This window comes from Vibrio sp. Vb1018, assembly GCF_033338775.1.
Classification (GTDB): Bacteria; Pseudomonadota; Gammaproteobacteria; order Enterobacterales; family Vibrionaceae; genus Vibrio; species Vibrio alginolyticus.
This window is the reverse complement of the sequence record NZ_JAWOTI010000005.1, coordinates 127,349-151,712: the sequence shown is the minus strand read 5'-3', so window position 1 is coordinate 151,712 and position 24,364 is coordinate 127,349. Positions and strand designations below refer to the sequence as shown.

The following is a 24,364-nucleotide window of genomic DNA, read 5'->3' as shown; positions in this document are numbered from 1 at the left end:
TTAGAAATGAACGAGATGAGATGTAACTCACTCTTGCAATGCAAATAGGAGCCATTGAATGGGTAGCCGTAACAAAAAAGCAGAACCGAGGTTCTGCTTTTAGTCGGTGGAAACATCTCATTTACTTGGTCTGATGAAGCTCATACTTGTGCAGCATTGCTTGCTGGTGCCCAGCAATTTCCGCCACTTGCTCAGAACTCTCAACCATAGACTCAAGCTGCAGCTTTGTGCGTTCGCCAAGATCAGAAATATGTGTGATGGATTGAGATACATCTGCCGTCGCTCGTTCTTGTTCTTCTGTAGCAACTGAGATTTGCTCAACACGTTCTTGAATGTGCTTAACCGCGAGGTTGATATCAGAGAATGTCGATTTCACTTCATTGCTGGACTGTAGCGCGTGGGTCATTTCTTCTCTTGAATCATTAACTGCTTGGCGCGAGCGCTCTGCGGCAGTAATAAGCTCGCTCATCATTTCTCGGATGCTCGTAGTTTGTTGAGAGGTATCACTTGCAAGTTTGCGAACTTCATCAGCGACAACCGCAAATCCACGCCCTTGCTCACCAGCACGGGCAGCCTCTATTGCCGCGTTGAGAGCAAGTAAGTTGGTGTTGTCCGCGATCCCACTGATCATATCCACCATTTCACGAATCTGTTTAACACGCTGGTCTAGCTCTAACATTGACTGTTCATTTACATCCAAAGAGCTTTCTAATGACTCCAAACGTTCGCGGTTTTGTTCCACGACTTGAACCCCTTTTTCAGTGTGTTGGGTTGCAAGGAGCGAGTCCTGTGAAGATGCATTTGTCACCATTGCTATTTCACGAATAGAGGCTTCAAGCTGCGTTATGGTCGTGATCATACTCGACAACGCTTCATTTTGTGTTGCCAACCCATCACTTGTTTGTTCGGCTGCACTGTGACTTACTTCTGCCGTCTGATAAAGCGTTTCACAATTGCGCGTCACCGTTTGAATGGAGTCATGTGTGGAATCGATTACTTGATTCAACTTTCGTGCTACTTCTTTCAGCTCATAGGGGCCAACTTCTTCTGCCTTGTCACGAAAATCATGTTCGGTAAGTGCTGAAAGACGCGTTAGTACATTCCTTAACCCTCGGTTTGTCCATGACTTGAGACTAAACCAAGTAACCAGAATAATAAAAGAAATCACACACGCCGCAAACACGAGCACAACGCTCACCGATTCAATGGTCTCGTTGACCACCCGCTCCTTTTCATCGATCAACTGACCAGCGGTTTGGGAGATTTGATCAAGTAACCGCATGGTTTCATCCGCAAGCATCGAAGCCTGTTTAAACTCTGAACGTTGCAATTCCCCTTGTTCTAGTTTGGCGAGGATCAAACGCAGCACGCCCTTTTCACTAAAGCCTTGTTTCACCATCTCATATGGTGCGGTTAAGCTTGCATATTCACTTACTTCAGGATGGAAAGATTGGAAGTCTTCATAGGCGAGTTTAATACCTGCTATGCGATTTCGCATTTCTCGGTATTCTTTTTCGGCTTTGTTTAATTCTGAGTGCATCATCATGACTAAGAACGTACTTTCCATTGAGCTTGCAGAAGCAATGAAACGGTTAGCGGCATCGCTCGACTCAGGATTATCAGCACTAAGGAACGAACTGATTCGATTCATTTCCGGGCCGATAGAGCTAAGCCCATAGCGAAAACCACCAACAGCGGCATCAATATCCATTTGAATTTGTATCACCGAAGATTGCTTCAACAAAATGGACTGCGTGATGTTATGTAAACGCGCTAGTTTGGTGTCTAACTCCTCCGAGAGTTGCTGAGCTACACCAGACGCTTTCACAACCAAAGTTGTGCTTTGAGTTGCAAGAGAGTCGATTTGCTCTTTTATGAGAGGCAACTCTTTCGGCTCAGTAATCTGCATACCATGGTTGAGTAGCTTAACCATCTCCAATACATTCCTGGTTAACTTTGCGTTTGCCATCGCGATTGGTAATGCTTTTTGCGACAAGTCTTCAAATTGTTCCCCTACCTGTTCCATTCCTTTGAAACTTGAGACAGAAAGGGCTATAACAAGAGCAATGATAGTTAAAAATGTTGCACTGACAGCCTGAATCAGTGAAAGTGATGTGCGTGAGCGTTTTCGCTTTGCCATAATCAATTTTTATTCTTTCTTAAGGTTGAATCGGTTCTGCAGTGATTCCGTCACATTTGTGAGACAAAACCGTGATTTGCAGCCCATACTATGGATTGGTTATGACACTAATATTTCAGTTGTGAGTCATAGAGATGACAGGTGGTGATTTGCGTCGAGTATATTTTCCTTTGATAATCAGTGTGCTACTAAGCGCCTGCTCTTCTGGGCCTGAGCCTAGTGAGCAAGCTCAAGTGACAGCACCTACAAATCAGCTATTGTCGGACAACCCCGACTTGTTCGAGTTTTACACAGAGTGGCACGGCACGCCTTATCGCTTAGGCGGGACACAGAAATCTGGAATTGATTGCTCAGCATTTGTACAAAAAGCGTTTATTGAGGCTTATCAGCTCTCGTTACCAAGGACAACGAGGCAGCAATCAAAGCAAGGTGTGGAGTTAAGTTGGACGGATGCCAAGCAAGGGGATCTAGTGTTTTTTAAAACAAGACGTACAACTTATCATGTCGGAATTTACTTGGGTAACAAGCAGTTCATGCATGCATCGACGTCTAGAGGTGTGATTATTTCAAGAATCGACAACCCATACTGGGCATCTAAGTTTTGGCAAATAAGAAGAGTTACAATGTAACTCTTCTTACTCTTAACCGGACATTGCTGTAAGTTAAAACAATATCAGTCGTAAGTCGCAACAGCATTATCGAACAGATTTTTGACCAGAGCGATGTATTCATCAAGGAACGTGATCTGTTCATTGGTCGCTTTTTTATGCCATACCCCAGCCAATATCTCACCAAGATCTTCAACAACTGCATCAGCCTCTTTCAACAATTTGAAGCGTACGCTCGAGTGAAGTTCTGGATTTTGCTCAAAAATCGCCATGATGTTTGAAGCCACCATATCGGTGACAACATCTTCGATGCTTTCGGATCCAGTGTCGCCAATTTCGGTCGTAAAAATATCTAGATTTAGAGACAAGTGCTCGATAAGAGCGAGATATCCATCGGTTTCTAAAACCACTGTTTTTCTCCGTTTATTGCAAGCCTTCGAAGCTGAAAGCAGAATAGTTTCAATAGTAAGACATGCCGAGAAAATTTCATTAACTTATTTCATATTAACAAACATTCACGAACCAACTGGATGATTTTCAAACAATTGAGCTTTGCTTCACTGAATTCGGATACAGGGTTTCTTCAAACCTTTTTATATTTCAGTCATTTTCATGCAAACAGGTTTGGTTACGACCATTTTCTTTTGCACGATACAGCGCAGCATCGGCACTCTTTAACCATTGAGTGTGAGTTTCAAAATAAGGCTTATACTCGCAAACACCAATACTTATCGTGTAATTAATCAAAAAATCTTCCACTTTCACGATCTCTTGCTCAATTCTTTTGCGCAAACGCTCTGCGAAATAGCAAGCTTGCTCCTGGTTTGTGTGAGGAAGTAGTACGGTAAACTCTTCACCACCAAAACGACCGCAGATGTCACTGCTTCTTGCTGTTTTTCTCAACAAGGCAGAGGTTCGACGAATGACTTCGTCCCCTGTCGGGTGACCATAAGTATCATTCACCTTCTTAAAGTGGTCGATATCGAATATTACTAATGAGCATGGTCCGTCGATAACTTTTAAGTGAGCAAACTCATCTTTCAATGATTGCTCCCAATAAGCGCGATTAAATAAACCTGTTAAACCATCTTTGCGACTGATTTCCGACAAATGTTGATTTGTTTCTTTCAAATGAATGCGATTTCTCGCAGTTTCAGAAACATCATTGACTTGAATCGCTATGTGGCTGACCTCTCCTGAAAGCCCAATTAACGGCGTGATCACGATATCTTGATACATAAAATCACTGCTGTTTGAAACCGGAGAAAAATTGTTGAACTTAAAAAGATACGGTCGGTTTTCCCAGCTAGAAAAAGAACGAGTTTCCAGATCGGCGGCAGCTTTTATCTTGGTTTCTAGCCAAGTTCTTGGCAGCTCTTCAAAATGCTCAAATAAACATTCACCAAGAATTTCTTGTGATAGAATGCCACTGTATGACTGCATAAAACTGTTCCACACACACACTTTATACTCTTGATCCAAAACAATAAGCCCTGAATCCATCGTATCGAGAATTTGTGTGACCCAATGAAAGTCTGCTATGTCCAGCGTGATATCGGACATTAGATTAGCTCCATGATTTCATAGATTATTTCTACGGATGGCTTATCAATTAAAAACAGTACCTCGCACTCGAAATCGAGCGCTTCTGCCATGTAGGTGTATTCGATAGTAAAGAGCTCACCCAACTCGCCTTGCTCTTCACAATAAGGTGTTAAGGTATCCACAATGCCTGGCTGACGAAGTGAGAACTGCTTGTCGAGTTGATCGCCTAACGACGTGAGAAATGACGAAACCAGTAGGTTAGAGATATTCAAGATGATTTCATTATGAGGCGTAAACTCAAGGAGGTAACCTAATTTTTCCCCAATCTGATTGATATCCCTACCACGTAAGCACACCAGTGCCTCTCCGTGAATACCACCACCGACAAACCTCTGCGCTACCGCAACGGAACTGTCACGCCCAACCACATCAACCAGTGTCATATGAAGCTCGCCGTAGGACAAAGGTCCAACATGAGGAACAGGAAGTTGGATGAACTCATGTAAATGGTCGGCCATAATCGCAGCCCCTTTACCAAGGGCAATGTTCGCAATTTCACGGAATTTGGCTAGTAAGGAAAGCTCTTCGCAACCCTGGTTTTTAGAATCAACCGAATGACTAGGTTTGAACGCATAATGCAGCCCTAATTGTTCGTATAGTGGGAGCACCTGCTCTTCTGTCAGAGGCTTAGCGATAAAAGCTTGAGCACCAAGATCGAGACAGCGCTGTTTTGCCTCTTGTTGAACATCTCCAGAAATAATGACGATTTTGGTCGGGTACTGACTAACAGGTAATGATTCGAGGACCTCAAAACCATCCATTATGGGCATCGTTAAATCGAGAAACAAAATATCGATATTTTGCTCAGCAAGAATATTAAGCGCCTCATAACCATCTTGCGCTTCAATAAGATGCAATGATGTATCTTGTACGATAGAACGCGCAATAAGCTTTCTTGCAACAGCTGAGTCATCACATATCAGTATTTTCATGCCACCAATGGAACTAACGTCAAAAAAATCATAATACCTGTTGTAAACGTTCATCTCCATATGCTAAGCCAACAAATCAGAGGCTTATAAGCGATTTGATTCACATTTATACAAATTGACTACACTAAGAGGAAGGTTTCTTTACTAAGTATGCTCAACATAGCGCCAACTCCCTGCTATTTATCCTAAACTATTGGTGGTCAAATAGATTCGCGAGGTTTTGTATGTGGCAAGCAATATCGCAACAGCTTTCTGATACTTTATTGTTCGATTACCAGATCACGGAAAAAGTAAGACTGTCTGGTGGGGATATCAGTGAAAGCTACATGATCAATGATGGCGAGCAACGTTATTTTGTGAAAATTAACGATCGCGAGTTTTTGTCTAAATTTGAGGTAGAAGCTGAAAGCCTGCATCTTTTGCGTGAAACATCCACCCTATTTGTACCTGAGGTGGTATTGGTTGGTAAAACCAAAAATGCCTCATTCCTAATTCTTAACTACCTTCCAACGAAACCATTAGAAGATGGTCCCAACAGCTTTAAATTTGGGCAACAATTAGCTCACCTACACCAGTGGGGCGAGCAAAAAGAGTTTGGTTTTGATACCGACAACTATCTCGGTTCGACTCTACAGCCCAACAAATGGCACAAGAAATGGTGTGTATTCTTTGCTGAGCAACGTATAGGATGGCAATTACAGCTCCTTAAAGAAAAAGGCGTCACCTTGGTTGATATCGATGACTTTATCGATGTCGTAAAACAGCGGCTAGCAAACCATGCTCCGGAACCTTCTTTGTTGCATGGCGATTTATGGAATGGAAATGCGGCACTCACTGCATTCGGTCCTATCTGTTACGATCCTGCGTGCTATTGGGGGGACAGGGAGTGTGATATTGCGATGACGGAGCTTTTTGGTGGATTTCAACCAGAATTTTATCAAGGCTACGAATCGGTTATGCCACTTTCTTCAAGCTATGAAGAGCGTAAAGATATCTATAACCTTTACCATGTTCTCAACCATTGTAATTTGTTTGGCGGCCATTACTTGGAACAGGCTCAACTGGTTATTAATAAAATCATTTCTTATTAATTTGGAAGCCACTGCATATTTCAATATGTAAAATCTCGAGGCACATCACTACAGAAGATCACCCTAAGCTCAAGGTTGAGTTTGGGGTCAAGTTTTGTACTTATTTCGACTCAATTAGCAACAACTCGACCTAATATCAAAGGAGACTTAACTTTGGATTGTGCCTATTTTCCTTGTAGGCAAAGTAAGTAAAGGGCTGTACTTCCTTGATGAATAGTGTGTTTAAAAGCCCTGCGAGATTAGGAGTTGTTGTATGAAAAATTATACCGAAAGGTATGTAAAGTGCCCGCATTGCGGACACTCTATCGGCATTACATTGGATGCAAGTAATGGTGACCAAGAGTTTTATGATGATTGCCCAGCTTGTTGCCACGCTATCCACCTAAATATGCGAGTGGATGAGTTACAAGATAAGGTCGAACTAATTATCGATGACAATTACGAATAACAGCTCGAGCATGTGAACATCAGAAATATAAAAACGCTTAAATGAAAAAGGAGCATTATGCTCCTTTTTCTCATTCTAAAGCTGTTTTGCTGCAAGAACGCGCTCAACAGTATCAACAATTGCTTGAGTCTGAGGATCAAACTCAATATTAACACGCTCCCCTACTTGTCTCACTCCGAAAAGCGTTCGCTGCAAGGTTTCTGGAATTAGGTGTACCGAAAAACGACACGCTTCAACTTCACCAATAGTTAGCGAGCAGCCATCTAAACCAATGTAACCTTTCGCTAATACATATTTCATTGATTCTTGCGGCAGTTGAAACCAAATCGTGCGGTTATTGGGCGTATCGATGATATCGACAATATCTGCCGTCAAACTAATATGACCAGACATGCTATGCCCGCCTATTTCGTCACCAAACTTAGCCGCGCGCTCAATGTTTACGCTATCCCCTTCCACCAGCCGACCTAAATTAGTAAGAGCCAATGTCGCTTGCATTAAATCAAAACTGATAAGGTTGCCTTCGATCTTAGTCACAGTTAGACAACATCCGTTGTGTGCAACGGATGCACCAATTTCTAACCCTTTACAAAGTTCATCGCTTAACTCGACAACGTGCGTTTGAAAGCGTTCTTTTTTATCAATTTTAACGACCTTCGCCGTACCCTGAACTATTCCTGTAAACATTTCTTTTTACCTATTGATTTAATACCAACTGTAGTCGAAGACTAAGCTCTAAACACTGCGCTACAGGTCGGAAATAAAGACCGCAGACGATAAAGCCATGGCTTAATGAACACTGGTTTGTTCTCATGCATGCTTCAACATTACCATGATTCGCTGCTGTTCTCAGTAAAAGCGTATCCTTAGCGTGGAGAGCGTCCAGTCAGTGTTATCGACTATTCGCTACCTAGCTATGGAATATAAACATACAATTGTTTATCATTTGCGCGGAGTTTCTCCGAGGCATTTTTTCACCTTATCGTGACTAAAATCAACCATCAGATCCGTTCACCACATCTTTTGCCCTCGAGTACTCTCATTCTTTCAACTTATTGTTCCGCTCTGGAGTATTTTTCGTGCATCGCTATAAAGAAGAAGCATCAAGTCTTATCAAATTGGCGACCCCGGTATTGATCGCATCTGTCGCTCAAACTGGTATGGGGTTTGTTGATACCGTAATGGCTGGAGGCGTTAGCGCCACCGACATGGCTGCGGTTTCTGTCGCTTCAAGTATTTGGCTACCATCCATTTTGTTTGGGGTGGGTTTATTAATGGCATTGGTCCCTGTTGTCGCACAGTTAAATGGCTCTGGTCGTCGAGTGAAAATCCCGTTTGAAATTCAGCAAGGCGTCGTTTTGGCATTGCTGATCAGTGTGCCGATAATTGCAGTCCTGCTTCAAACCCAGTTTATTCTCGGGCTGATGGATGTTGAAGCACTGATGGCTGAAAAAACGGTGGGATACATTCATGCCGTTATATTAGCAGTACCCGCTTTTTTACTTTTCCAAACGCTTAGAAGCTTTACGGATGGTATGTCATTGACGAAACCGGCAATGGTTATTGGCTTTATCGGTTTGCTGCTCAACATTCCTCTAAACTGGATTTTCGTGTACGGCAAGTTTGGTGCACCTGAATTAGGCGGTGTTGGCTGTGGTGTAGCAACCACGATTGTTTACTGGGTCATGTTTGCCATGCTATTGCTGTATGTGATGACATCAGAGCGATTGAAAAGCATCAACCTATTTGGAGAATGGCATCGCCCACAATGGAAAGCGCAAGTTCGTCTATTCAAGCTCGGCTTTCCTGTTGCAGCAGCGCTGTTTTTTGAAGTGACACTGTTTGCTGTTGTTGCACTGCTCGTTTCACCACTGGGTCCTATCATTGTGGCAGCGCATCAAGTCGCGATTAACTTCTCCTCGTTGGTATTTATGCTACCAATGAGTATTGGTGCAGCAGTAAGCATTCGTGTCGGCCATCGACTTGGTGAAGAAAACGTAGATGGCGCGCGCGTAGCGTCACGAGTCGGCATTATGGTTGGTCTAGCTTTGTCCGTTCTCACAGCGATTTTAACCGTCTTGTCTCGCGAGTGGATCGCCGAGCTTTATACTAGCAACCCAGAGGTCATCACTCTGGCGATGCACCTGCTCGTGTTTGCCGCTGTTTATCAATGTACGGATGCGGTTCAAGTGATCGCAGCTGGTGCATTACGCGGCTATAAAGACATGCGAGCCATCTTCAACCGTACTTTTATTGCTTATTGGATTCTTGGCTTGCCAATTGGTTACGTCCTTGGCCGTACAGACTGGATTGTTGAGCCAATGGGAGCACAAGGCTTCTGGCTTGGTTTTATCATCGGCCTATCTTCTGCGGCCTTTATGTTAGGCGTCAGAATGCGTTGGATGCATCGCCAAGAGCCAGAAGTGCAATTGAACTTTTCAGTTCAATAAAAAGTAAAAAAAGCCAGCATCCGCTGGCTTTTTTGATCGAATAATCACACGGTTGAGTATACTTATAACAAGATTACGAAGCGGTTGATTTTGCTCTCTAGACAACGGATACGAAGTTATAAAAAAGGATATTTGTGCGGTCTATTTTATTGTTCTTAATCTTGATTCTTAATGGTTGTGATAACTGGTTCAATCCAGAGAACGCCATGTTTGATAAGTATCATCAACGTGTAGCCAATGTATTGGACGTTCCTGCTATTCCAATAACATTACAGTCTACGGTAACGATTCCTGCGAAACGCGTTTTGTTCGAGCCATTGCCAAGGCTATCTATTGGCCTGCTAGAGAGCTATCAATTACGACAGTGCGGACTCTTCAATTTACTTGCTGAGAAAAACTCGCAACTTGGAAAGGTGCAGGATGCCTTTCATGATTTTGATTATCAAACTACCCTTTTAAGAGTCATGCATCGATGTTTATCCGAATTTCCACTTAGCGATGAAGAACGCGCGACATTGACAGAGCTTTACTCAACCAAGTGGCAACATTTAGACATTCATCTCGACAACTTACTACTCGTAAGTGACGCCATGCAAAAGCAACTAACTGCCTCTGATTGGCTATCTCAAAATACGACGAATGATATTGCACGCATTAACGATGTCTATCGTATTTTCAGCGAAATGTATGATTTACCCCACCGCGCGGTCTCACGTCTACCCGATGTGGAAGTTACGCAATATCAAGAAGAGTTAGAGAAATCTCGTTTACTCGGACGACTTTACTATTCAATGGTAAACACATCCCTTTGGTTAAAAGCGACAACTCAACTACTTGAGCAGAACCAGAGCAATGTATTGTGCGGGCCGAACAGAGACACCACTCAGTTCCGCTACTTAAGAAATGTCTTTCAATCCATTTACGTTGAAGAAGTGCAACCTTATTTGGCTTATTTAGACAGTACCTATCAACAACTTAATGATGGTGCCACTTTGGTGGAGAACCGTATGCAACTCCATGGTCACCAGTATGGCATCATTGAGGCACATAGGACATTTAGGCAAGAAACCCTAAACCACGTTCAGTTTTGGCAGGGTCTCTTCAAACGATGTGGCGTAACCGTTGGCAACTAGTAAGTGCAGAGCGTTCTATTCCTTCAATCTTTCACGCAAGAATCGAGCAAAACGTGGTTTACCAGTATGTGTAAAACCGTTATATCTAAATGTAATGGTTGAACCAATTTTCGGAGGCTGGCGACGTACTTCATCGGTAAATCCGCTACCGATGTAAAACTCAATGCCATTTGGTAAGCGAACTAACATTGCTCCCATCATACCTAACAAGCGCCCTGTTCCTGGCTTATAACCCACAACTAACGCTTCATCATCTGAGTATCGTTTTAGTTTAAGCAAATCACTACCGCGTCCAGCCTGATAGCGGCTTGATACCTTCCGCAACATCACCCCTTCACCGTCGGATATTGAAATTTTATCCAACTGTGTAAACAGATGAGCTTCATTTTGAATCGCTCGGTGCTCGACATATTTGATATGAGGCTGGTCGACTTCAAGCACTAAGTCTTTGATGTTGTAATAACGCTTCCGATAATCACCAGCGGAATATGGCATATCAAAGATCATAAAGTCGATATGTCGCCAAGCAGACTCTACAGGAGTTTTATCTAACACCGTTTGCTGAACAAGATGGAAATTACCTCTCCCAGCCCAAAGTTCACCGTCCAACGGATAATCAGGTAAAGGTCCTGTAAACCAATCTGGGGCGTAGATTCGATTACCATTTCTCGTCACGAGATGTTGCCCAGTCCAATAAGCGCGAACACCATCAAGTTTTTCGCTATACCAATATTCAGACACATCAATACCATCATGATAGCTTTGTGCAAGAGAAACTGGTGGTGCGAGAGAAGTATCCGCTTGAAGCTGTGAAGACGCTGCCATAACAGCCAGCGCAATTAATGTCATTTTTAATGGCATAAGAAGACCTTGTACAAAAAATCGTCTTTATTGAAACGTAAGTCCTCTCGATGACCTATTTATTACTAGTTGTTCTTCGACTCATAACAATCAACATTAGTAATAATTTGCAAAGATAATCATAAACTTTAGACAGGTTTTGCATTTAGTCGTTACACGTTGTTCACTTAAGGCGGATGGTTCGTCAATCGAGTTGGAATCTAATCATGACGAGATCCCCCGCTCTAATGACTTCTTTAGGTTCAACACCTCTTATAAGCAAACCATTTCTCTGTGCATTTTTGATTCTCAATTTGAGAATCAGTCCTTTCTCAAATTGAACAATATCATTAACAATATTTAACTGTTTGATTTTTCATTAATTTCAAATTGGCACGTTACCTGCTCTATATCCAATTAGAAAAACAAACGGAGACAGAGTCATGGAATTACGCAAACTAGAAATCAATCAAGACAAGTTAGCCATTGAGTTTTTTGGTGACTTAGACGCAAGTGGCTGTCGACAAGCACAACATCACATTGATGAAGTAATTCACAACAATCATCACAAAGAAGTCGAAATTAACCTACAGCACGTCCAATTTCTTGATTCTTCAGGGATTGGTGCCATTGTTTACTTATATAAGCGTCTAGTTGAACGTGAAAGAAGCATGAGTATTGAAAACGTATCAGGCCAACCTTTAGAAATCATGAGCTTGCTTCGTATCAACCATGCCATTCCCGTTAACTCAAAAGGACACTAAAAATACCGGTTTAAACGGAGGTTGGCATGGTAAATCTTATACGACGATATGCAGTAAGCGGTCTTGTTGTCGGCATGTTTGGTTGTTCGTCGTTTGACTACCCAGAACACGGAAAAGGTGGCTTGGCGGAAAGCTATCAAGATATCTCGATCGAGAATTATCAGTTTTCCCCTGTGATGCCTGACGAGCCTTTAGGTCCAGAACATGGGTTAAGGTTTGATTGGCAACTGACCAAGTTACATCTAGACGCACTAATCCAAGAGGGAGCGCGCTGGTGTTTTCCTGCGGCAGTTGTTCAGGCCCTTGAAAAACAAAATAGAATTGCGCGCGAGTTAGAAGGTGGGCTTTTACTCGACGCTGCCAACGACCTTGTGATTCAGCGTCGACGCTTAAACCAGCTCGAACAACAACTCGACTACGTACTGAGCCAAACCACTTGCACACCGCCCGATGATATTGAAGCACTACGTAGCGACCTAAACATAGTCTCGGATATCTATGCACTACTTAATATCGACAACCAGTTTGCTGTCGATTCAGCAGAAATCAACCCGAAGTACATGGGACATTTGGCAGAAGCAGCCTACATTTTACGTGACCACCCCAACCTATCTCTTGTAGTAACGGGGCATGCGGATGCAACTGGAACACCCGATTACAACCAGAAACTTGCTCAAGCGCGTGCGGAACAAGTAAAGCGTTACCTAACCGTATTTGGTATCACTTCAGAGAGAGTCACTACCAAATCTGTCGGAGATAACCTGCCACTCTATGAAGGTGAAACATCCGCCGTGCGTTTAACTAATCGTCGAGTAAGCATCGAGGTTATTAGCCCTAATTCAGATAGCGATACCTCAATAAACCGCAACTCAACGGCAGGAGGCGCGCTATGAACACGATGAAACCATTTATCCTCTTAATGTTGTTGTGTCTGGTTGCGTGGGTACCTTCTTCCATAGCGGATGAGAGCAATACTGTTAAGGTCGGTGATTTAATACAGATTAACTTACCCGGAGAGGCGTCGTTAAACCAAGGGTTTCAGGTCGATCGTCGTGGACGAATTAATTTACCAGAAGTCGGCCCTGTATTAGTGGCCGGCTACAATGAACAACAACTCCAAGACGTGATTATCGACAGGCTAAAGACCGTTTATCGTGACGTTAACAACGCTCGAGTTTTTATTAAACAGCAACAGTTGTTAGTGTCCGTTCAAGGCTACGTGGTCAAACCCGGTGAATATACCTTACCTTCTGGGTCCAACATTCAAATGTTTGTGTACGAAGCTGGCGGCCTGCGCGCAGGGGCTCAGCTTGATAAAATGATCGTGAAACGTGGAAATAAAAACATTGAATTTGACTACAAACGCTTCCTTGATACGGGTGACAATAGCCAGCTGCCAAAACTAGAATCACTGGATGTCTTATTTGTCCCCGCTTCCCCACTCGTAGGGAATATTGAGCAAGAGTTTGATGCAGCAAAACTCGCGAATTCAGGTGACAGCGCAGATTCCGCTCGTGCAATCAAAGTCTTTGGTGAAGTCAACGCACCTGGCTCGTTCTCATACAAGCCAAACACCACGCTAGTTGATGTCGTAATGCGAGCTGGCGGCGTGACACGATATGCCAGTGTTGAGCAAATTCGCGTGATAACAAACAATAACCCAACCATGTTTAACCTGAAAAAGTACCTTGATACTGGAGACCAAAGCCTACTGCCGGAGATCCTGCCAGGTGCCACCATCTTTGTCCCAAAACAGGAAGAAGAAATCAAAGCAGGTGCAAATGTGGTTTACGTGATGGGTGAAGTCGCCCACCCTGGGGCATACGAAGGCAAGCAAGGCGCTAGCTTCATGGATATCCTCGCCAACGCTGGCGGGCCCACTCGCTACGCAGAATCTCGCCAAATTCGCGTTATAAAAGCCGATGGCAAAGTCATCAAATTCGATCTTACCGCGCATACAGAAGGACTATCTTCAGCCAGACCACCAAATGTTGGACCAGGAGACGCGATTTTCGTACCGGAGAAAACCGATTTCAATGAGAAGTCTTGGTTAAAAGTAGCACCTAGTCGAGCGGTCGCAGTGATGGGAGAAGTTGTTCGCCCTGGACGCATCGAGTGGTCAGACGAAATGGATTTGATTGATCTGCTTGCACACGTTGGAGGCCCAACTCGACGAGCTGATACCACCAAAATTGAAGTCGCCAATAACGGTCAAATGACACAATTTGACTTAGACCAATACATTCTGGATGGCTCACCAACATCAAGCCTACCTCAAGTTTCCGCTGGTACAGTAGTAAGGGTACATGCATTGCCTGACGACCCATCCGATAATAAATCGCAATGGGTAAGCCAAAGCTCTGACGCATCGATATACGTTTTCGGGCAAATCAATGCACCTGGGCGCTATCGTTTCACCGAAGATATGCATTTTCTGGATATTTTGTCTGCCGCCGATGGACCGACAATGGATGCAGATATTCACAACATCCGTGTCACACACCGAGGCCTAGGTTATGCCAAAGTGAGTAAATTGAATTTATCGATGTACTTTGAAACAGGCGATGAGTCAATTCTGCCCCACGTTCGTCCTGGTGATACCATTTACATTCCAGAAAAAAACAAAAACTGGTTAGATCGTTCAAAAGAGTCCACGGTACGCGTATTAGGTGAAGTAAGAGACCCAGGGCGGTACGTATTCAATGACAACATGACTGTGCTTGATCTGTTAGCGGAAGCAGGAGGACCAACTGACAATGCCTACCTTGAAAAGATCAGTGTGGTCAATATGTCTTGCTGCCAAGGCCAAGCCCGAACATTTGATTTGGTTAACTTTAGTAAAACAGCCAACATTTATGAGCTGCCAGTTATTCGCGCAGGCGACACGATTTACATTCCCCATAAAGACGAAAGCTTTGTTGAAAAAGCGAGGGCCGGATTAAGAGATATTTTACAAATCACCACAACCATCGTGTTAATAGGAGCGTTGTAATGACTATTCCTGCAACTCACGCTGAGATTGAGCAAATTTATCTTCAGAGCGAACAGAAAGGCCACAAAACGATTTGTGTTGTGGGTTGTAAATCTGAAGATGGTGTCACTTCCGTGGCGTCATCTCTTGCAGAGCGCTTGGTTTTAGCAGGCCACAATACTTTGTATGTAGACCTTAACTTATTCAAACCCGCTTATCACACTGTTCACGAATTTGATGATGACGAGAAGGTTGGCCATTTGATCACACGAGAGAATACACATCAAACTTTAGTCGGCCTCCCTGCTCCATCTCTCGCCAGCACTCAGTTAGCGTACCGAGACCCAACAATGCTGAAACGAAACATTGCACAATGGTTAACGCAGTACGAGCGCGTCGTGATAGATACATCACCACTTCTCAGTGTCAACCGAAGCAATATTGCGCCTCAAGTGATTGCTGGCGTATGTGATGCTACTTTGTTAGTAGCGCATTATGGTTCTACGACTGCAACCCAGCTCGAGCAAGCCAAAAAGCTACTCGATGCTAGCGATGCGAACTTGATTGGTTCTGTCTTGAACATGAAGCATACACCAACCCTGAAAGATGAGTTAATCCGCCAAGTTTCCAAGCTGCGTTTCTTACCAAAAAAGTGGAAAGAAAAACTGTCTCAGCAAATTAAAAAAAGCGAACTGTTTATGTTATAGGGAGCGCTATTATGACGATAAATAACACATTGACTATCGAGCAAGAATTAGTGGATGAGCATATTCTTCAGCAAATGATCAAAGATACGTGCGCCGAAATCATCCCTACCTTGATTGATCACTATGTCGAAGAGTCACGCGATCGCATGGAGAAAATAGAGCAAGCATTAAGCACAAAAGACCTTCAAACATTAGAGTTCGAGGTTCACACACTGGGCAGTTCTGCTCTCGCTCTAGGCAATCGAACGCTTTCAAGACAAGCAAGAATGATTGAGAAGTACTGTGTCGAAGGAAAAATACCAAAAGCATTGGAGCTTTGTGAAACACTTCCTCAACTCGCCAATGAATCGTTTGATGCGTTAGAAAAGCGAAAAGCTCAAGGGTTTGAGTAGTATCAGTGTCTTACTCCCTAGCGAAGCATCGCGTTTGATAAAGCGCGATGCCTACATCATCTCAGAAATTTAGGCTCCAAATTCAGTCACCCTCGCCAAGCCACACACCTTGAAGTTATTTGGGCATAACTTAATCAATTAAAAAGTATGGATTTTTCGCAAATTTCCTACCTTGTGCTAATACTTAAATAACGCTTTCTCAAATTGAGAATTTTCAGCACTAGAAAGCAATAAACCACTCATAACGCCAAATAGTAGTGCTGACAAAAATCATAAAAAATGAAACAAACTACGTTGGGATGGGACTATGAGACCAAGGGTGTTACTGGTAGAGGACTCTACTTCACTAGCCATACTTTATAAGCAGTATGTGAAAGACGAACCTTATGACATTTTTCATGTCGAGACAGGTCGCGAAGCGATTCAATTTATTGAAAGAAGCAAACCTCAGCTCATCATTCTCGATTTGAAACTGCCCGACATGTCTGGCGAAGACGTGCTGGATTGGATCAACCAGAATGACATTCCTACGTCCGTTATTATTGCTACGGCACACGGCAGCGTCGACTTAGCCGTTAATCTAATTCAAAAAGGTGCGGAAGATTTCTTAGAAAAGCCCATAAACGCTGATCGCCTAAAAACGTCAGTTGCATTGCACCTTAAACGCGCCAAATTGGAAGATTTGGTGGAAAATATTCAGTCCAAGTTTGATCGCCACAACTATCACGGATTCATCGGTTCAAGCCTCCCGATGCAGGCGGTATACAAGACCATTGATGCTGTTGCGCCAACTTCTGCCAGTGTGTTTATTGTGGGAGAAAGCGGCACAGGTAAAGAAGTTTGTGCTGAAGCCGTCCACCGCCAGAGCGACCGTAAAGACAAGCCTTTTATTGCAATTAACTGTGGGGCTATTCCACGAGATTTGATGGAAAGTGAGATTTTTGGTCACGTTAAAGGGGCCTTTACTGGAGCAACAACAGATCGAAAAGGTGCGGCGACGCTGGCACATGGCGGTACGCTTTTTCTTGATGAGCTATGTGAAATGGAACTTGAGATGCAAAAGAAGTTGCTCCGCTTTCTACAAACGGGCACTTACACTCCTCTTGGTGGCACTCGAGAAATGAAAGTGGATGTGAGAATCATTTGTGCCACCAACCGAGATCCATTAACAGAAGTAGAAGAAGGTCGTTTTCGTGAAGACTTATACTACCGTGTGCACGTTATACCTATCGATATGCCCCCATTACGTGAACGAGGAAGTGACATCGTCACGCTTGCCAAGCACTTCTTGACCACTTACGCCAAACAGGACAAAAAGAAATTCTCAACAATCGACAGCGAAGCTCAACATATCATCAAGCATTACGAATGGCCGGGTAATGTAAGGCAACTACAAAACATCATACGTAACATTGTGGTGCTTAATAACGACGAAAAAGTCACGGTGAGCCACCTACCCGCTCAACTTACTAAAAAGTCTAAAGTGACGAAAACAACGACGCCTGCGCATGTTGCTCAAGAGTCAGCAAACATTGCACCAATCACACCACCACCTGTTTATACTGAGGAACTTTCACCTTCTGCGGTCGAACCGTCGATTACCGCAGCGGAGCTGCCTGGTACACCGTCCTCTGCTGCTACCTCACCGTACTTTAACTCTGATGGAACCATTCGTCCTATGTGGCAAGTAGAGCGTGAAGCAATTCAAAACGCAATCGCGTACTGTGATGGCAACGTCCTCAACGCCGCTGTCATGCTGGAGTTAAGCCCATCTACGGTTTACCGAAAAAAACAAGCGTGGGAAGCGGATGAAATTAATCTCGAACAATCTTGATAAACCTGCCATTGGTGAAATTTGGATCTTGCTTGATAGCCGTCTATTCGGTGGCATTGAAAGTCACGTTATCGAGCTAGCTCGGGGATTAATCGCCTTTGGACACAAAGCTCGAGTTGTGCTAACCACTGAGTATTCACCAGCCGCTCAGATTGTACAGAAGGCAAAAGAAGCCGCGATCCCTGTGAGTTACTTAAACTATTTGTCTGGCGAGCCCAATAAAGCTTTAAAAATTAAACACCTAACAAGCGCCGTCGCCAATCACCAACCCTCAGTGGTTCACTCCCATGGTTATAAAGCGTCGATTTTGTCGCGCTGCGCCAAACTGCTCACCCGTACGTTTCCTCGTTTGATTTCAACTTATCATGCTGGTGAATCGTCCTCAGGGAAACTATGGCTATACGATTGGCTTGATAGAAGCTCAGGCAGCCTATCTGACCATTGCTTTGCTGTCAGTCCAAGTATTCAGCGCAAAGTTTTTTGTTCTTCAGAACTGCTGAATAACTTTGTTTCGATTCCCAACAGTCAACTCAACTATCAGGAGATCGCTTTTGTCGGCCGATTGAGTCAGGAAAAAGGCGCCGATCAATTTATTGAGGTAGCGAGGCTCTGTCCAACATTACAGTTTAGTGTGTACGGTGATGGCCCAGAAAAAGAGTCGCTTAATCAAACTGCCCCTTCAAACGTGACTTTCCTCGGCCATCAAACCGATATGGAAGGTGTTTGGGAAAATATCAGTGTACTTATCATCTCTTCTCGTTATGAGGGGCTTCCAATGGCGGCGCTTGAAGCCATGTCGAGAGGCATTGCCGTGATGAGCTTACGTGTAGGTCGTCTTCCAGATATTATCCAAACGGGTAAAAATGGTTTTATCGTCGAAGACATTCCCTCTCTTGCTAAATGTCTTCATGACTGGATGTCGATTGGTGAAGCGCAACAATCACTCATTCGCCAGAATGCTCGACAAACCATCATTGATGATTTCTCAGCGCAAAGTGTGATTCCCGTATTGCTACAAAAATATCAAATTGAAACGGATCACTAATCCATATTGGTTCTCAATATGAGAATGATTAGTTCCAAACATAAATATCATATAAGATTCAATCACATAAACTAATAGCATATTTTGGCATCTCTATTGCAGCTCAGCAGTTAACGCAGATTAATGATGAGACAGAGGTGACTTATGACTACGCCAAAACGCATTCTATATGTTCATTATGGTGATAATTGGATTCGCGGCAGTGAAGTGGTGCTTCTGGATCTCATTTCAGGAATCGACCGCAATAAGTTTGAGCCATTCGTATGGTCAAACTGCCAACCATTAATCGATAAGTGCCAATCGCTCGGAATTGAAGCGGAACATTCAGCCTTCAATTTGGTGGGTGGTTGGAGCGCTCCACGCTGGGATATTAGCGGGTGGAATAGCCTTATCAAACAAGGCTCAGCTTTGATCGAAAAGCACAGCATCGACTTGGTACACGTCAATAGCGGCGGCCCTTGTCAATGGATGTGTTTGGCTGCTCGCATGAATCATATACCACTTGTCACGCAACTTCATTGCCATTATACATTGCGCGATCGCTTCTCTCTCGGACTTCACCTCTCTCCAAAATTGATTTGCGTTAGCAAAGATGTTGGACGCGAAATTCTTCAGGACGGCTACCCACAAAACCAACTTCATGTCGTACACAACGGCGTGTCACTTCAAGGCGTGGATACACCCATCGACATTAAAGATAGCCTCGGAATCCCATCACAGGCCTTTACCTTTCTGTCGGTGGGTTCGCTGATTAAGCGCAAAGGGTTCGACCGCCTTATTCGCGCAATACGCATGCACAACTACCACCACAACAACCCTCACCTTGTTATTGTTGGTGACGGCGAAGAAAGAGAAGCATTGCAACAGCTTGCATCGGATCTTGGTATCCAAGAACGAGTGCACTTTGTCGGAGAACAACACAATGCCGGAGCGTGGATGTGTGGTAATGCAGACGCTTTTATTAGCGGCGCCTATGAAGAGGCCTTTGGTCTCGTGCTCGGGGAAGCGGCTTTAGCTCAACTGCCTATCGTGGCTCCTAAAACGGGAGGCATTCCCGAGTTGTTCGAGCATAATCACTCTGCATTGCTGTACCAGAACAGTGGAATGGCGAGCCTGTTAAACGCGATTCAACAAGTCATGCAAGACGCGGCATTAAGAAACAAGCTGGCGGAAAACGCTTACCTACATGCTAGCCAGCACTTAACGACGACTGCATCTATCAACGCTATTGAACGTATTTACGAAGGTGAACTTAATAACAACGCTATTACACCAATGCCAATGACTCACTGCATGAAGCCTCTTTCACGCTGGTTGAGCATCAATTGAGGAGCCCGGTCATGAAACGTGTATTGATGTTCGACGCCATCCCAATGCAAGGTGGATCCAAAATCGCGAATGCAGAGCTCCTTAAGCAGTGCGATAAGCTGAATGTGATTGGTTATCTACTCACTACAAATCCAGAGCATTGGGCGTCACTGCTTAGTGATACACCGCGTGTGCAAGTCATAAAAATAAAACCATCACCATTTAACTCGACTCATGGCCTGACCTACTGGTTGATGAACGCTTACTACTTTCTCCGACTTCTCTACGCGTGCATGAAGCTTCCAAAGATAGATAGCTTTTTGGGCCTATCTTGCCCAAGTAATGATATGCCTTTGTACTTACTACGATTAATTAGCAAAAAGCCTGTGGTACAGATGGTTCATGGCCCTATTGGACGATCGAGATCTGCTGGCTACTGCTTAGTAAAAGCATCGGCAATTTACTACTTGGCAAACACCCGCGAATCAATGGTAGAAGCATTACAGGCCTACCTCAAAACAGAGAAGCCAGCCACCGAACGCTATTGGTGTGGTTTGAATACATCTACGTTTGTTAATGGATTATCGAAAGAGCGCTGGCCAAAACAAGCGAATCCGATTTCAAGCCGCGTTTTCTGGGCAGCTAGCTTACTAAAATGGAAGAACATCGATCTTTTGCTTGATGCTTTAACACTTGATGAGTCGAAAAAGATCAAATCCACCGTGTGTTACATCAAACCTAACGTGGCAGGTGTGGAATATTCAACACCGGACTTCAACACACAAGGTGTTGAATGGCATGAGTGCCCAAACAACTTAGATGAATTGCGTTCACAGTGTGGTGTGTTTGTTTCCACCAGTCTCAACGAACCTTTTGGGTTATCTATTTTGGAAGCGCTCGCTGCAGGTATGTGTGTCGTCATTCCACATGATGATAGTTATTGGGACCGCGTGTTAACTCACGGCCGAAATTGTATTAAATACACGCCTAACAATGTGGCTTCGTTACACAACGCAATTCGCCTTTTGAATGAATCGCCGTGGATGAAAGTAACGATGGGTATCGAAGCACTCAATGTTTCTCAACTATACACAGCCGAACGTTGTTATTTGCCAATCGCCCAGCACCTTGCTGCCGAAATTGCTACCAACAATGATTGCACACTCAAGACACCGCGAGACATCAAAGGATATGATCATGTCTAAAGCAATGACCAACATGACGCTATTTGCTATCGCCTTAGTGATCAATAAAAGCATCAGCCTAATCATGCTGCCTGTATTGCCCCACTTTCTCTCACCAGAACAAATGGGCAAGCTTGAGCTTCTAACAACCTTTGGTGTTGTTACGACCTTGTTTGTCAGTTTCGCTTTGCATGAAGCGCTTTATCGATTCGTCGGCGTTGAAAAGGATAAAAATACGCGCACAAGCCTACTAAACCAGCTGTACTCACTTGCTTTACTCATCGCTGGCGTCGTCGCTCTTAGCTTGCTCACTATCATTTTAATCGCCCCCATTCCCGCGCCTTTTACGCGAGTCGAATTTGCTATTGTTATGTTTGCCATCGTTCTAGAAGGCAGTATTGCAATCGGCACTGCCTGGTTAAGAACACAAGACGACAAAGCAAGAACACTGCTTAACGTCATGGTCACTACCACCATTTTTCAGGTCATTTTTATCGTCGCGGCGCTGTCTGTTCATCCCCATGTTATTTCTGTTTTGTGGGGGGGCTTGTTGGCTGCTATTACTCAATTTGTTTGGCTGCACATCGCTAACCATTACAACGTCACTCTTCCTAAGCTGACATTGGCAAAACAATACCTAAACTACTGCCTACCAATGATGATGGCCGGTTTAGTAGCATTTTGTCTCAATGGCGCTGAGCGCTGGTTCATTGGTGCCAACACTTCTCTTGCGACGTTAGGGATTTACGCGATAGCGGTAAAATTTGCAGTGGGCATGTGTATTTTAGTGCAGCCGTTTGGCATGTGGTGGATGCCACGTCGATTTAACTACTTAGAAGGGCGCAAGAACACTGAAGCAGTGCGCATCACACACTTAGGTATGATTTACATTACAGGTTTGAGTGTAGTGGTCGGCACATTAGCAATGGTGATGATCACCTACTTACTGCCAGAAACCTATCATGAGGCGGTACTATTCAGCTTATTCTTGCTACCTATCGCCATGTTAAAAGAATGGAGTGAGTTGATTAACATCTCCATTTTGTACAAGCGTCGTACTCGCTGGCTACTGGGTATAAATGTCGTCTCTGCGTGCGTTGCGATTGCTTTGCTGTTTGGCTTATCTTCTCTGGGTATTTATGGGGTGTTCATTGCGCTTTATTACGCACAACTGTGTAAGCTGGGCCTGACTTATGTAGTAGGCCAACAATGTATGACGTTGCCTTTTCACCTCAGTCTGATGGTTTTATTACAGATTATATCCGGTGTGGCACTGTTCCTGCTTCACTCTTCACAATCAATAGGCATCGCCATCGCAATTTGCATTTTGACATGCAGTTTGCTGGCAGGGATAGCCACTCGCTACATGAGTAAAGAGACGCTCAATGCTCTCACTCGATACATAGTGAAACGGCGTGGACAGGTGAAGAGATACTCGTTATGAATGAAACCAAGGTGAGAACAAAACAGTCCATCGCAGCACTGACGATCACTGTCTGTATCGGCCTGCTTTGGATTGTTATGCCTCATCCCATTTTGATTGTCGCGTTGTGTTTCGCACCACTCGCGTTACTGTTTGTTCTCAATCAAACGTTTTGGCTTGTCACACTGTTCGTTATTTTTTCATTCTTTCGTATTCACGAAGCCTTTCCTGTTATCTATAACTTCAAGATCCCATTACTGTTATCACTGGGGGCACTCGCCGCACTCGCTTTTCACCTTCTTATAAGCCGCCAGATTACAGCTTTTTGGCACCCTTCATTAAAGTGGCTGTGTATATTTTGGGGTCTGGTGATCATCGGAATCATATTCGCTTCCAGTCGTGATATCGCAATAACGGTGTTCAAAAACACCTATTGGAAAATCATCATTATGACGTTGGCCATCACCTGGCTTATTACTAAACCTTCACAGCTCGCACAGATGTCAAAAGCAATTATTTTCGCCGGATTATTGATTGGCTTAGTGGCATTACAAAACGCAGCGAATGGCATTGATTTAGTCGAAGGGACGCGCGTGTCGATAGGACGCTCCATAGGTTCAGTACTTGGCGATCCTAACGATTTGGCACTAGTGCTGATGTTTCCCCTTGCCTTTACCGTTAGTCAATTGATGGAGAAGCATTCCCCCAAGCATCTCAGGCTCTTTGCCATTATCACCTGTTTGGTTTTGTTCTTTGCGATCATTGAGACGCAGAGCCGCGGGGGGTTACTAGGTTCACTGTCTGTATTTGCCTACTTTGCTTTTAAACATATCAAAAGCAAAACATTAGTCTTGGTATTAGGCGCTATCGCAGCGATCGTACTCTACGCATTCGCTGGTATTTCAGGACGAGAATCGGGGGGAGCCGCTGAGGATGGTATAGATGCCTCTGCGATGGGGCGACTTTATGCGTGGGAAGCGGCATTTAAAATGGCGCTGCATCACCCGTTGACTGGCGTAGGTCTAGATAACTTCTACTTTAATTACTATTTCTACAGCCCACACTGGGATGGTATCAACCACGCCGTCCATAGCACTTGGTTTGGCGTGTTAGCAGAAACGGGTTTTGTCGGGCTCGCGGTGTTCATTACTTTAATTGTGTCATTGATCCGCACCTCTTTGCATTCCATCTCATTGTTGACACCAAAATCAGATTACACCCTCTCTGTTGGAGCAAACGCCGTGTTAAGTGGGCTTATCGGTACCATCGTATCAGGCACTTTTCTGACTCAAGGTTTCACTTGGCCAATTTACATTCTAGCGGCATTAACAGTTGTCGTTAGCCGAATTGTTCAAAGTGACTGTCAAAATGAGAAATCCTAGTTTCAAACATAAACAAAACCCATAACTCACTGTTTTAAAATGGCTAATTCCTTGGCACGCATTGTGATTACTCACTTAATTAGTAATCAAATAACCAAGACTCAAGG

The 24,364-nt window shown here is 44.0% G+C and carries 22 protein-coding genes; 16 read left to right on the top strand and 6 right to left on the bottom strand.

Features of this window, described 5'->3' with window-relative positions; genetic code table 11:
- Window positions 1-121: 121 nt before the first annotated feature.
- Complete coding sequence (locus tag R7Z10_RS07890) at window positions 122-2,140, bottom strand: methyl-accepting chemotaxis protein (protein WP_318104558.1); 2,019 nt, start codon at window positions 2,138-2,140, stop codon at window positions 122-124.
- Between the two features lie 134 nt (window positions 2,141-2,274).
- Between R7Z10_RS07890 and R7Z10_RS07885 the strand changes: the two genes are divergently transcribed.
- Window positions 2,275-2,769: an NlpC/P60 family protein gene (locus R7Z10_RS07885; protein WP_318104554.1), complete on the top strand. Its 495-nt coding sequence runs from the start codon at window positions 2,275-2,277 to the stop codon at window positions 2,767-2,769.
- A gap of 44 nt (window positions 2,770-2,813) precedes the next feature.
- Here R7Z10_RS07885 and R7Z10_RS07880 read toward each other — a convergent pair whose 3' ends face one another.
- The 3 genes from R7Z10_RS07880 to R7Z10_RS07870 form a co-directional block, all read right to left on the bottom strand.
- Entirely contained in the window at window positions 2,814-3,158 is a 345-nt protein-coding gene (locus tag R7Z10_RS07880; protein ID WP_005377620.1) for a DUF3802 family protein, read from the bottom strand.
- A gap of 190 nt (window positions 3,159-3,348) precedes the next feature.
- Window positions 3,349-4,311: a GGDEF domain-containing protein gene (locus R7Z10_RS07875; RefSeq protein WP_005389546.1), complete on the bottom strand. Its 963-nt coding sequence runs from the start codon at window positions 4,309-4,311 to the stop codon at window positions 3,349-3,351.
- Window positions 4,311-5,285, bottom strand: coding sequence for a response regulator (locus R7Z10_RS07870; RefSeq protein WP_021033872.1), 975 nt, complete (start codon window positions 5,283-5,285; stop codon window positions 4,311-4,313). Before R7Z10_RS07870 ends, R7Z10_RS07875 begins: the two co-directional genes overlap by 1 nt.
- Window positions 5,286-5,509: 224 nt before the next feature.
- On the opposite strand from R7Z10_RS07870, the gene R7Z10_RS07865 reads away from it, so the two are divergent.
- Together R7Z10_RS07865 and R7Z10_RS07860 are read left to right on the top strand one after the other, a co-directional pair.
- Entirely contained in the window at window positions 5,510-6,376 is an 867-nt protein-coding gene (locus tag R7Z10_RS07865; protein WP_005377623.1) for a fructosamine kinase family protein, read from the top strand.
- 253 nt (window positions 6,377-6,629) lie between these two features.
- The gene (locus tag R7Z10_RS07860) at window positions 6,630-6,824 is read left to right on the top strand and encodes a CPXCG motif-containing cysteine-rich protein (RefSeq protein WP_005377624.1); all 195 of its coding nucleotides are present in this window, start codon (window positions 6,630-6,632) and stop codon (window positions 6,822-6,824) included.
- A 75-nt stretch (window positions 6,825-6,899) separates the two neighbouring features.
- Here R7Z10_RS07860 and R7Z10_RS07855 read toward each other — a convergent pair whose 3' ends face one another.
- A complete protein-coding gene (locus R7Z10_RS07855) occupies window positions 6,900-7,511 on the bottom strand; it encodes a riboflavin synthase (protein ID WP_005377625.1) in 612 nt (203 codons plus the stop codon).
- A gap of 392 nt (window positions 7,512-7,903) precedes the next feature.
- Between R7Z10_RS07855 and R7Z10_RS07850 the strand changes: the two genes are divergently transcribed.
- Window positions 7,904-9,274 carry an MATE family efflux transporter gene (locus tag R7Z10_RS07850; RefSeq protein ID WP_005377626.1) on the top strand — a complete coding sequence of 457 codons (1,371 nt, stop codon included), beginning with the start codon at window positions 7,904-7,906 and terminating at the stop codon, window positions 9,272-9,274.
- Window positions 9,275-9,408: 134 nt separating this feature from the next.
- On the top strand, window positions 9,409-10,407 hold the full coding sequence (locus tag R7Z10_RS07845; RefSeq protein WP_031778966.1) for a DUF3080 domain-containing protein: 999 nt from the start codon (window positions 9,409-9,411) through the stop codon (window positions 10,405-10,407).
- A gap of 15 nt (window positions 10,408-10,422) precedes the next feature.
- Here the strand turns inward: R7Z10_RS07845 and R7Z10_RS07840 are convergent, their stop codons facing one another.
- Window positions 10,423-11,268: a DNA ligase gene (locus R7Z10_RS07840; RefSeq protein WP_318104546.1), complete on the bottom strand. Its 846-nt coding sequence runs from the start codon at window positions 11,266-11,268 to the stop codon at window positions 10,423-10,425.
- Window positions 11,269-11,690: 422 nt separating this feature from the next.
- Here R7Z10_RS07840 and R7Z10_RS07835 point away from each other — a divergent pair, with 422 nt between their 5' ends.
- The 11 genes from R7Z10_RS07835 to R7Z10_RS07785 all read left to right on the top strand — a co-directional run bounded on the left by R7Z10_RS07835 (window position 11,691) and on the right by R7Z10_RS07785 (window position 24,257).
- Window positions 11,691-12,011, top strand: a complete 321-nt coding sequence (locus R7Z10_RS07835) for an STAS domain-containing protein (protein WP_017634929.1) — start codon at window positions 11,691-11,693, stop codon at window positions 12,009-12,011.
- 26 nt (window positions 12,012-12,037) lie between these two features.
- Entirely contained in the window at window positions 12,038-12,904 is an 867-nt protein-coding gene (locus tag R7Z10_RS07830; RefSeq protein WP_213911359.1) for an OmpA family protein, read from the top strand.
- Complete coding sequence (locus tag R7Z10_RS07825) at window positions 12,901-15,003, top strand: SLBB domain-containing protein (protein WP_017820662.1); 2,103 nt, start codon at window positions 12,901-12,903, stop codon at window positions 15,001-15,003. The genes R7Z10_RS07830 and R7Z10_RS07825 overlap by 4 nt, the downstream gene beginning before the upstream one ends.
- Entirely contained in the window at window positions 15,003-15,689 is a 687-nt protein-coding gene (locus tag R7Z10_RS07820) for an AAA family ATPase (RefSeq protein ID WP_318104543.1), read from the top strand. Before R7Z10_RS07825 ends, R7Z10_RS07820 begins: the two co-directional genes overlap by 1 nt.
- A gap of 11 nt (window positions 15,690-15,700) precedes the next feature.
- Complete coding sequence (locus R7Z10_RS07815; protein WP_005377636.1) at window positions 15,701-16,081, top strand: Hpt domain-containing protein; 381 nt, start codon at window positions 15,701-15,703, stop codon at window positions 16,079-16,081.
- Between the two features lie 307 nt (window positions 16,082-16,388).
- Entirely contained in the window at window positions 16,389-17,915 is a 1,527-nt protein-coding gene (locus tag R7Z10_RS07810) for a sigma-54 dependent transcriptional regulator (RefSeq protein WP_031777249.1), read from the top strand.
- Window positions 17,890-18,960: a glycosyltransferase family 4 protein gene (locus R7Z10_RS07805; RefSeq protein WP_017820658.1), complete on the top strand. Its 1,071-nt coding sequence runs from the start codon at window positions 17,890-17,892 to the stop codon at window positions 18,958-18,960. Before R7Z10_RS07810 ends, R7Z10_RS07805 begins: the two co-directional genes overlap by 26 nt.
- Before the next feature lie 144 nt (window positions 18,961-19,104).
- Window positions 19,105-20,289, top strand: a complete 1,185-nt coding sequence (locus R7Z10_RS07800) for a glycosyltransferase (protein WP_054701426.1) — start codon at window positions 19,105-19,107, stop codon at window positions 20,287-20,289.
- A gap of 11 nt (window positions 20,290-20,300) precedes the next feature.
- Window positions 20,301-21,473: a glycosyltransferase gene (locus tag R7Z10_RS07795; RefSeq protein WP_025766677.1), complete on the top strand. Its 1,173-nt coding sequence runs from the start codon at window positions 20,301-20,303 to the stop codon at window positions 21,471-21,473.
- Window positions 21,466-22,896 carry a lipopolysaccharide biosynthesis protein gene (locus R7Z10_RS07790; protein ID WP_191116133.1) on the top strand — a complete coding sequence of 477 codons (1,431 nt, stop codon included), beginning with the start codon at window positions 21,466-21,468 and terminating at the stop codon, window positions 22,894-22,896. The genes R7Z10_RS07795 and R7Z10_RS07790 overlap by 8 nt, the downstream gene beginning before the upstream one ends.
- Window positions 22,893-24,257 (top strand): O-antigen ligase family protein, encoded by a 1,365-nt coding sequence (locus R7Z10_RS07785; protein WP_318104540.1) that lies wholly within the window; start codon window positions 22,893-22,895, stop codon window positions 24,255-24,257. Before R7Z10_RS07790 ends, R7Z10_RS07785 begins: the two co-directional genes overlap by 4 nt.
- Window positions 24,258-24,364 lie beyond the last annotated feature (107 nt).

What these genes read in the sequence shown, in the direction of transcription:
- R7Z10_RS07795 (WP_025766677.1), top strand. Translation starts at nt 20,301, where the DNA reads ATGAAACGTGTATTGATGTTCGACGCCATCCCAATGCAAGGTGGATCC.
- R7Z10_RS07835 (WP_017634929.1), top strand. Translation starts at nt 11,691, where the DNA reads ATGGAATTACGCAAACTAGAAATCAATCAAGACAAGTTAGCCATTGAG.
- R7Z10_RS07790 (WP_191116133.1), top strand. Translation starts at nt 21,466, where the DNA reads ATGTCTAAAGCAATGACCAACATGACGCTATTTGCTATCGCCTTAGTG.
- R7Z10_RS07815 (WP_005377636.1), top strand. Translation starts at nt 15,701, where the DNA reads ATGACGATAAATAACACATTGACTATCGAGCAAGAATTAGTGGATGAG.
- R7Z10_RS07805 (WP_017820658.1), top strand. Translation starts at nt 17,890, where the DNA reads ATGAAATTAATCTCGAACAATCTTGATAAACCTGCCATTGGTGAAATT.
- R7Z10_RS07870 (WP_021033872.1), bottom strand. Translation starts at nt 5,285, where the DNA reads ATGAAAATACTGATATGTGATGACTCAGCTGTTGCAAGAAAGCTTATT.
- R7Z10_RS07855 (WP_005377625.1), bottom strand. Translation starts at nt 7,511, where the DNA reads ATGTTTACAGGAATAGTTCAGGGTACGGCGAAGGTCGTTAAAATTGAT.
- R7Z10_RS07800 (WP_054701426.1), top strand. Translation starts at nt 19,105, where the DNA reads ATGACTACGCCAAAACGCATTCTATATGTTCATTATGGTGATAATTGG.
- R7Z10_RS07875 (WP_005389546.1), bottom strand. Translation starts at nt 4,311, where the DNA reads ATGTCCGATATCACGCTGGACATAGCAGACTTTCATTGGGTCACACAA.
- R7Z10_RS07830 (WP_213911359.1), top strand. Translation starts at nt 12,038, where the DNA reads ATGGTAAATCTTATACGACGATATGCAGTAAGCGGTCTTGTTGTCGGC.
- R7Z10_RS07820 (WP_318104543.1), top strand. Translation starts at nt 15,003, where the DNA reads ATGACTATTCCTGCAACTCACGCTGAGATTGAGCAAATTTATCTTCAG.
- R7Z10_RS07810 (WP_031777249.1), top strand. Translation starts at nt 16,389, where the DNA reads ATGAGACCAAGGGTGTTACTGGTAGAGGACTCTACTTCACTAGCCATA.
- R7Z10_RS07785 (WP_318104540.1), top strand. Translation starts at nt 22,893, where the DNA reads ATGAATGAAACCAAGGTGAGAACAAAACAGTCCATCGCAGCACTGACG.
- R7Z10_RS07840 (WP_318104546.1), bottom strand. Translation starts at nt 11,268, where the DNA reads ATGCCATTAAAAATGACATTAATTGCGCTGGCTGTTATGGCAGCGTCT.
- R7Z10_RS07885 (WP_318104554.1), top strand. Translation starts at nt 2,275, where the DNA reads ATGACAGGTGGTGATTTGCGTCGAGTATATTTTCCTTTGATAATCAGT.
- R7Z10_RS07860 (WP_005377624.1), top strand. Translation starts at nt 6,630, where the DNA reads ATGAAAAATTATACCGAAAGGTATGTAAAGTGCCCGCATTGCGGACAC.
- R7Z10_RS07865 (WP_005377623.1), top strand. Translation starts at nt 5,510, where the DNA reads ATGTGGCAAGCAATATCGCAACAGCTTTCTGATACTTTATTGTTCGAT.
- R7Z10_RS07890 (WP_318104558.1), bottom strand. Translation starts at nt 2,140, where the DNA reads ATGGCAAAGCGAAAACGCTCACGCACATCACTTTCACTGATTCAGGCT.
- R7Z10_RS07825 (WP_017820662.1), top strand. Translation starts at nt 12,901, where the DNA reads ATGAACACGATGAAACCATTTATCCTCTTAATGTTGTTGTGTCTGGTT.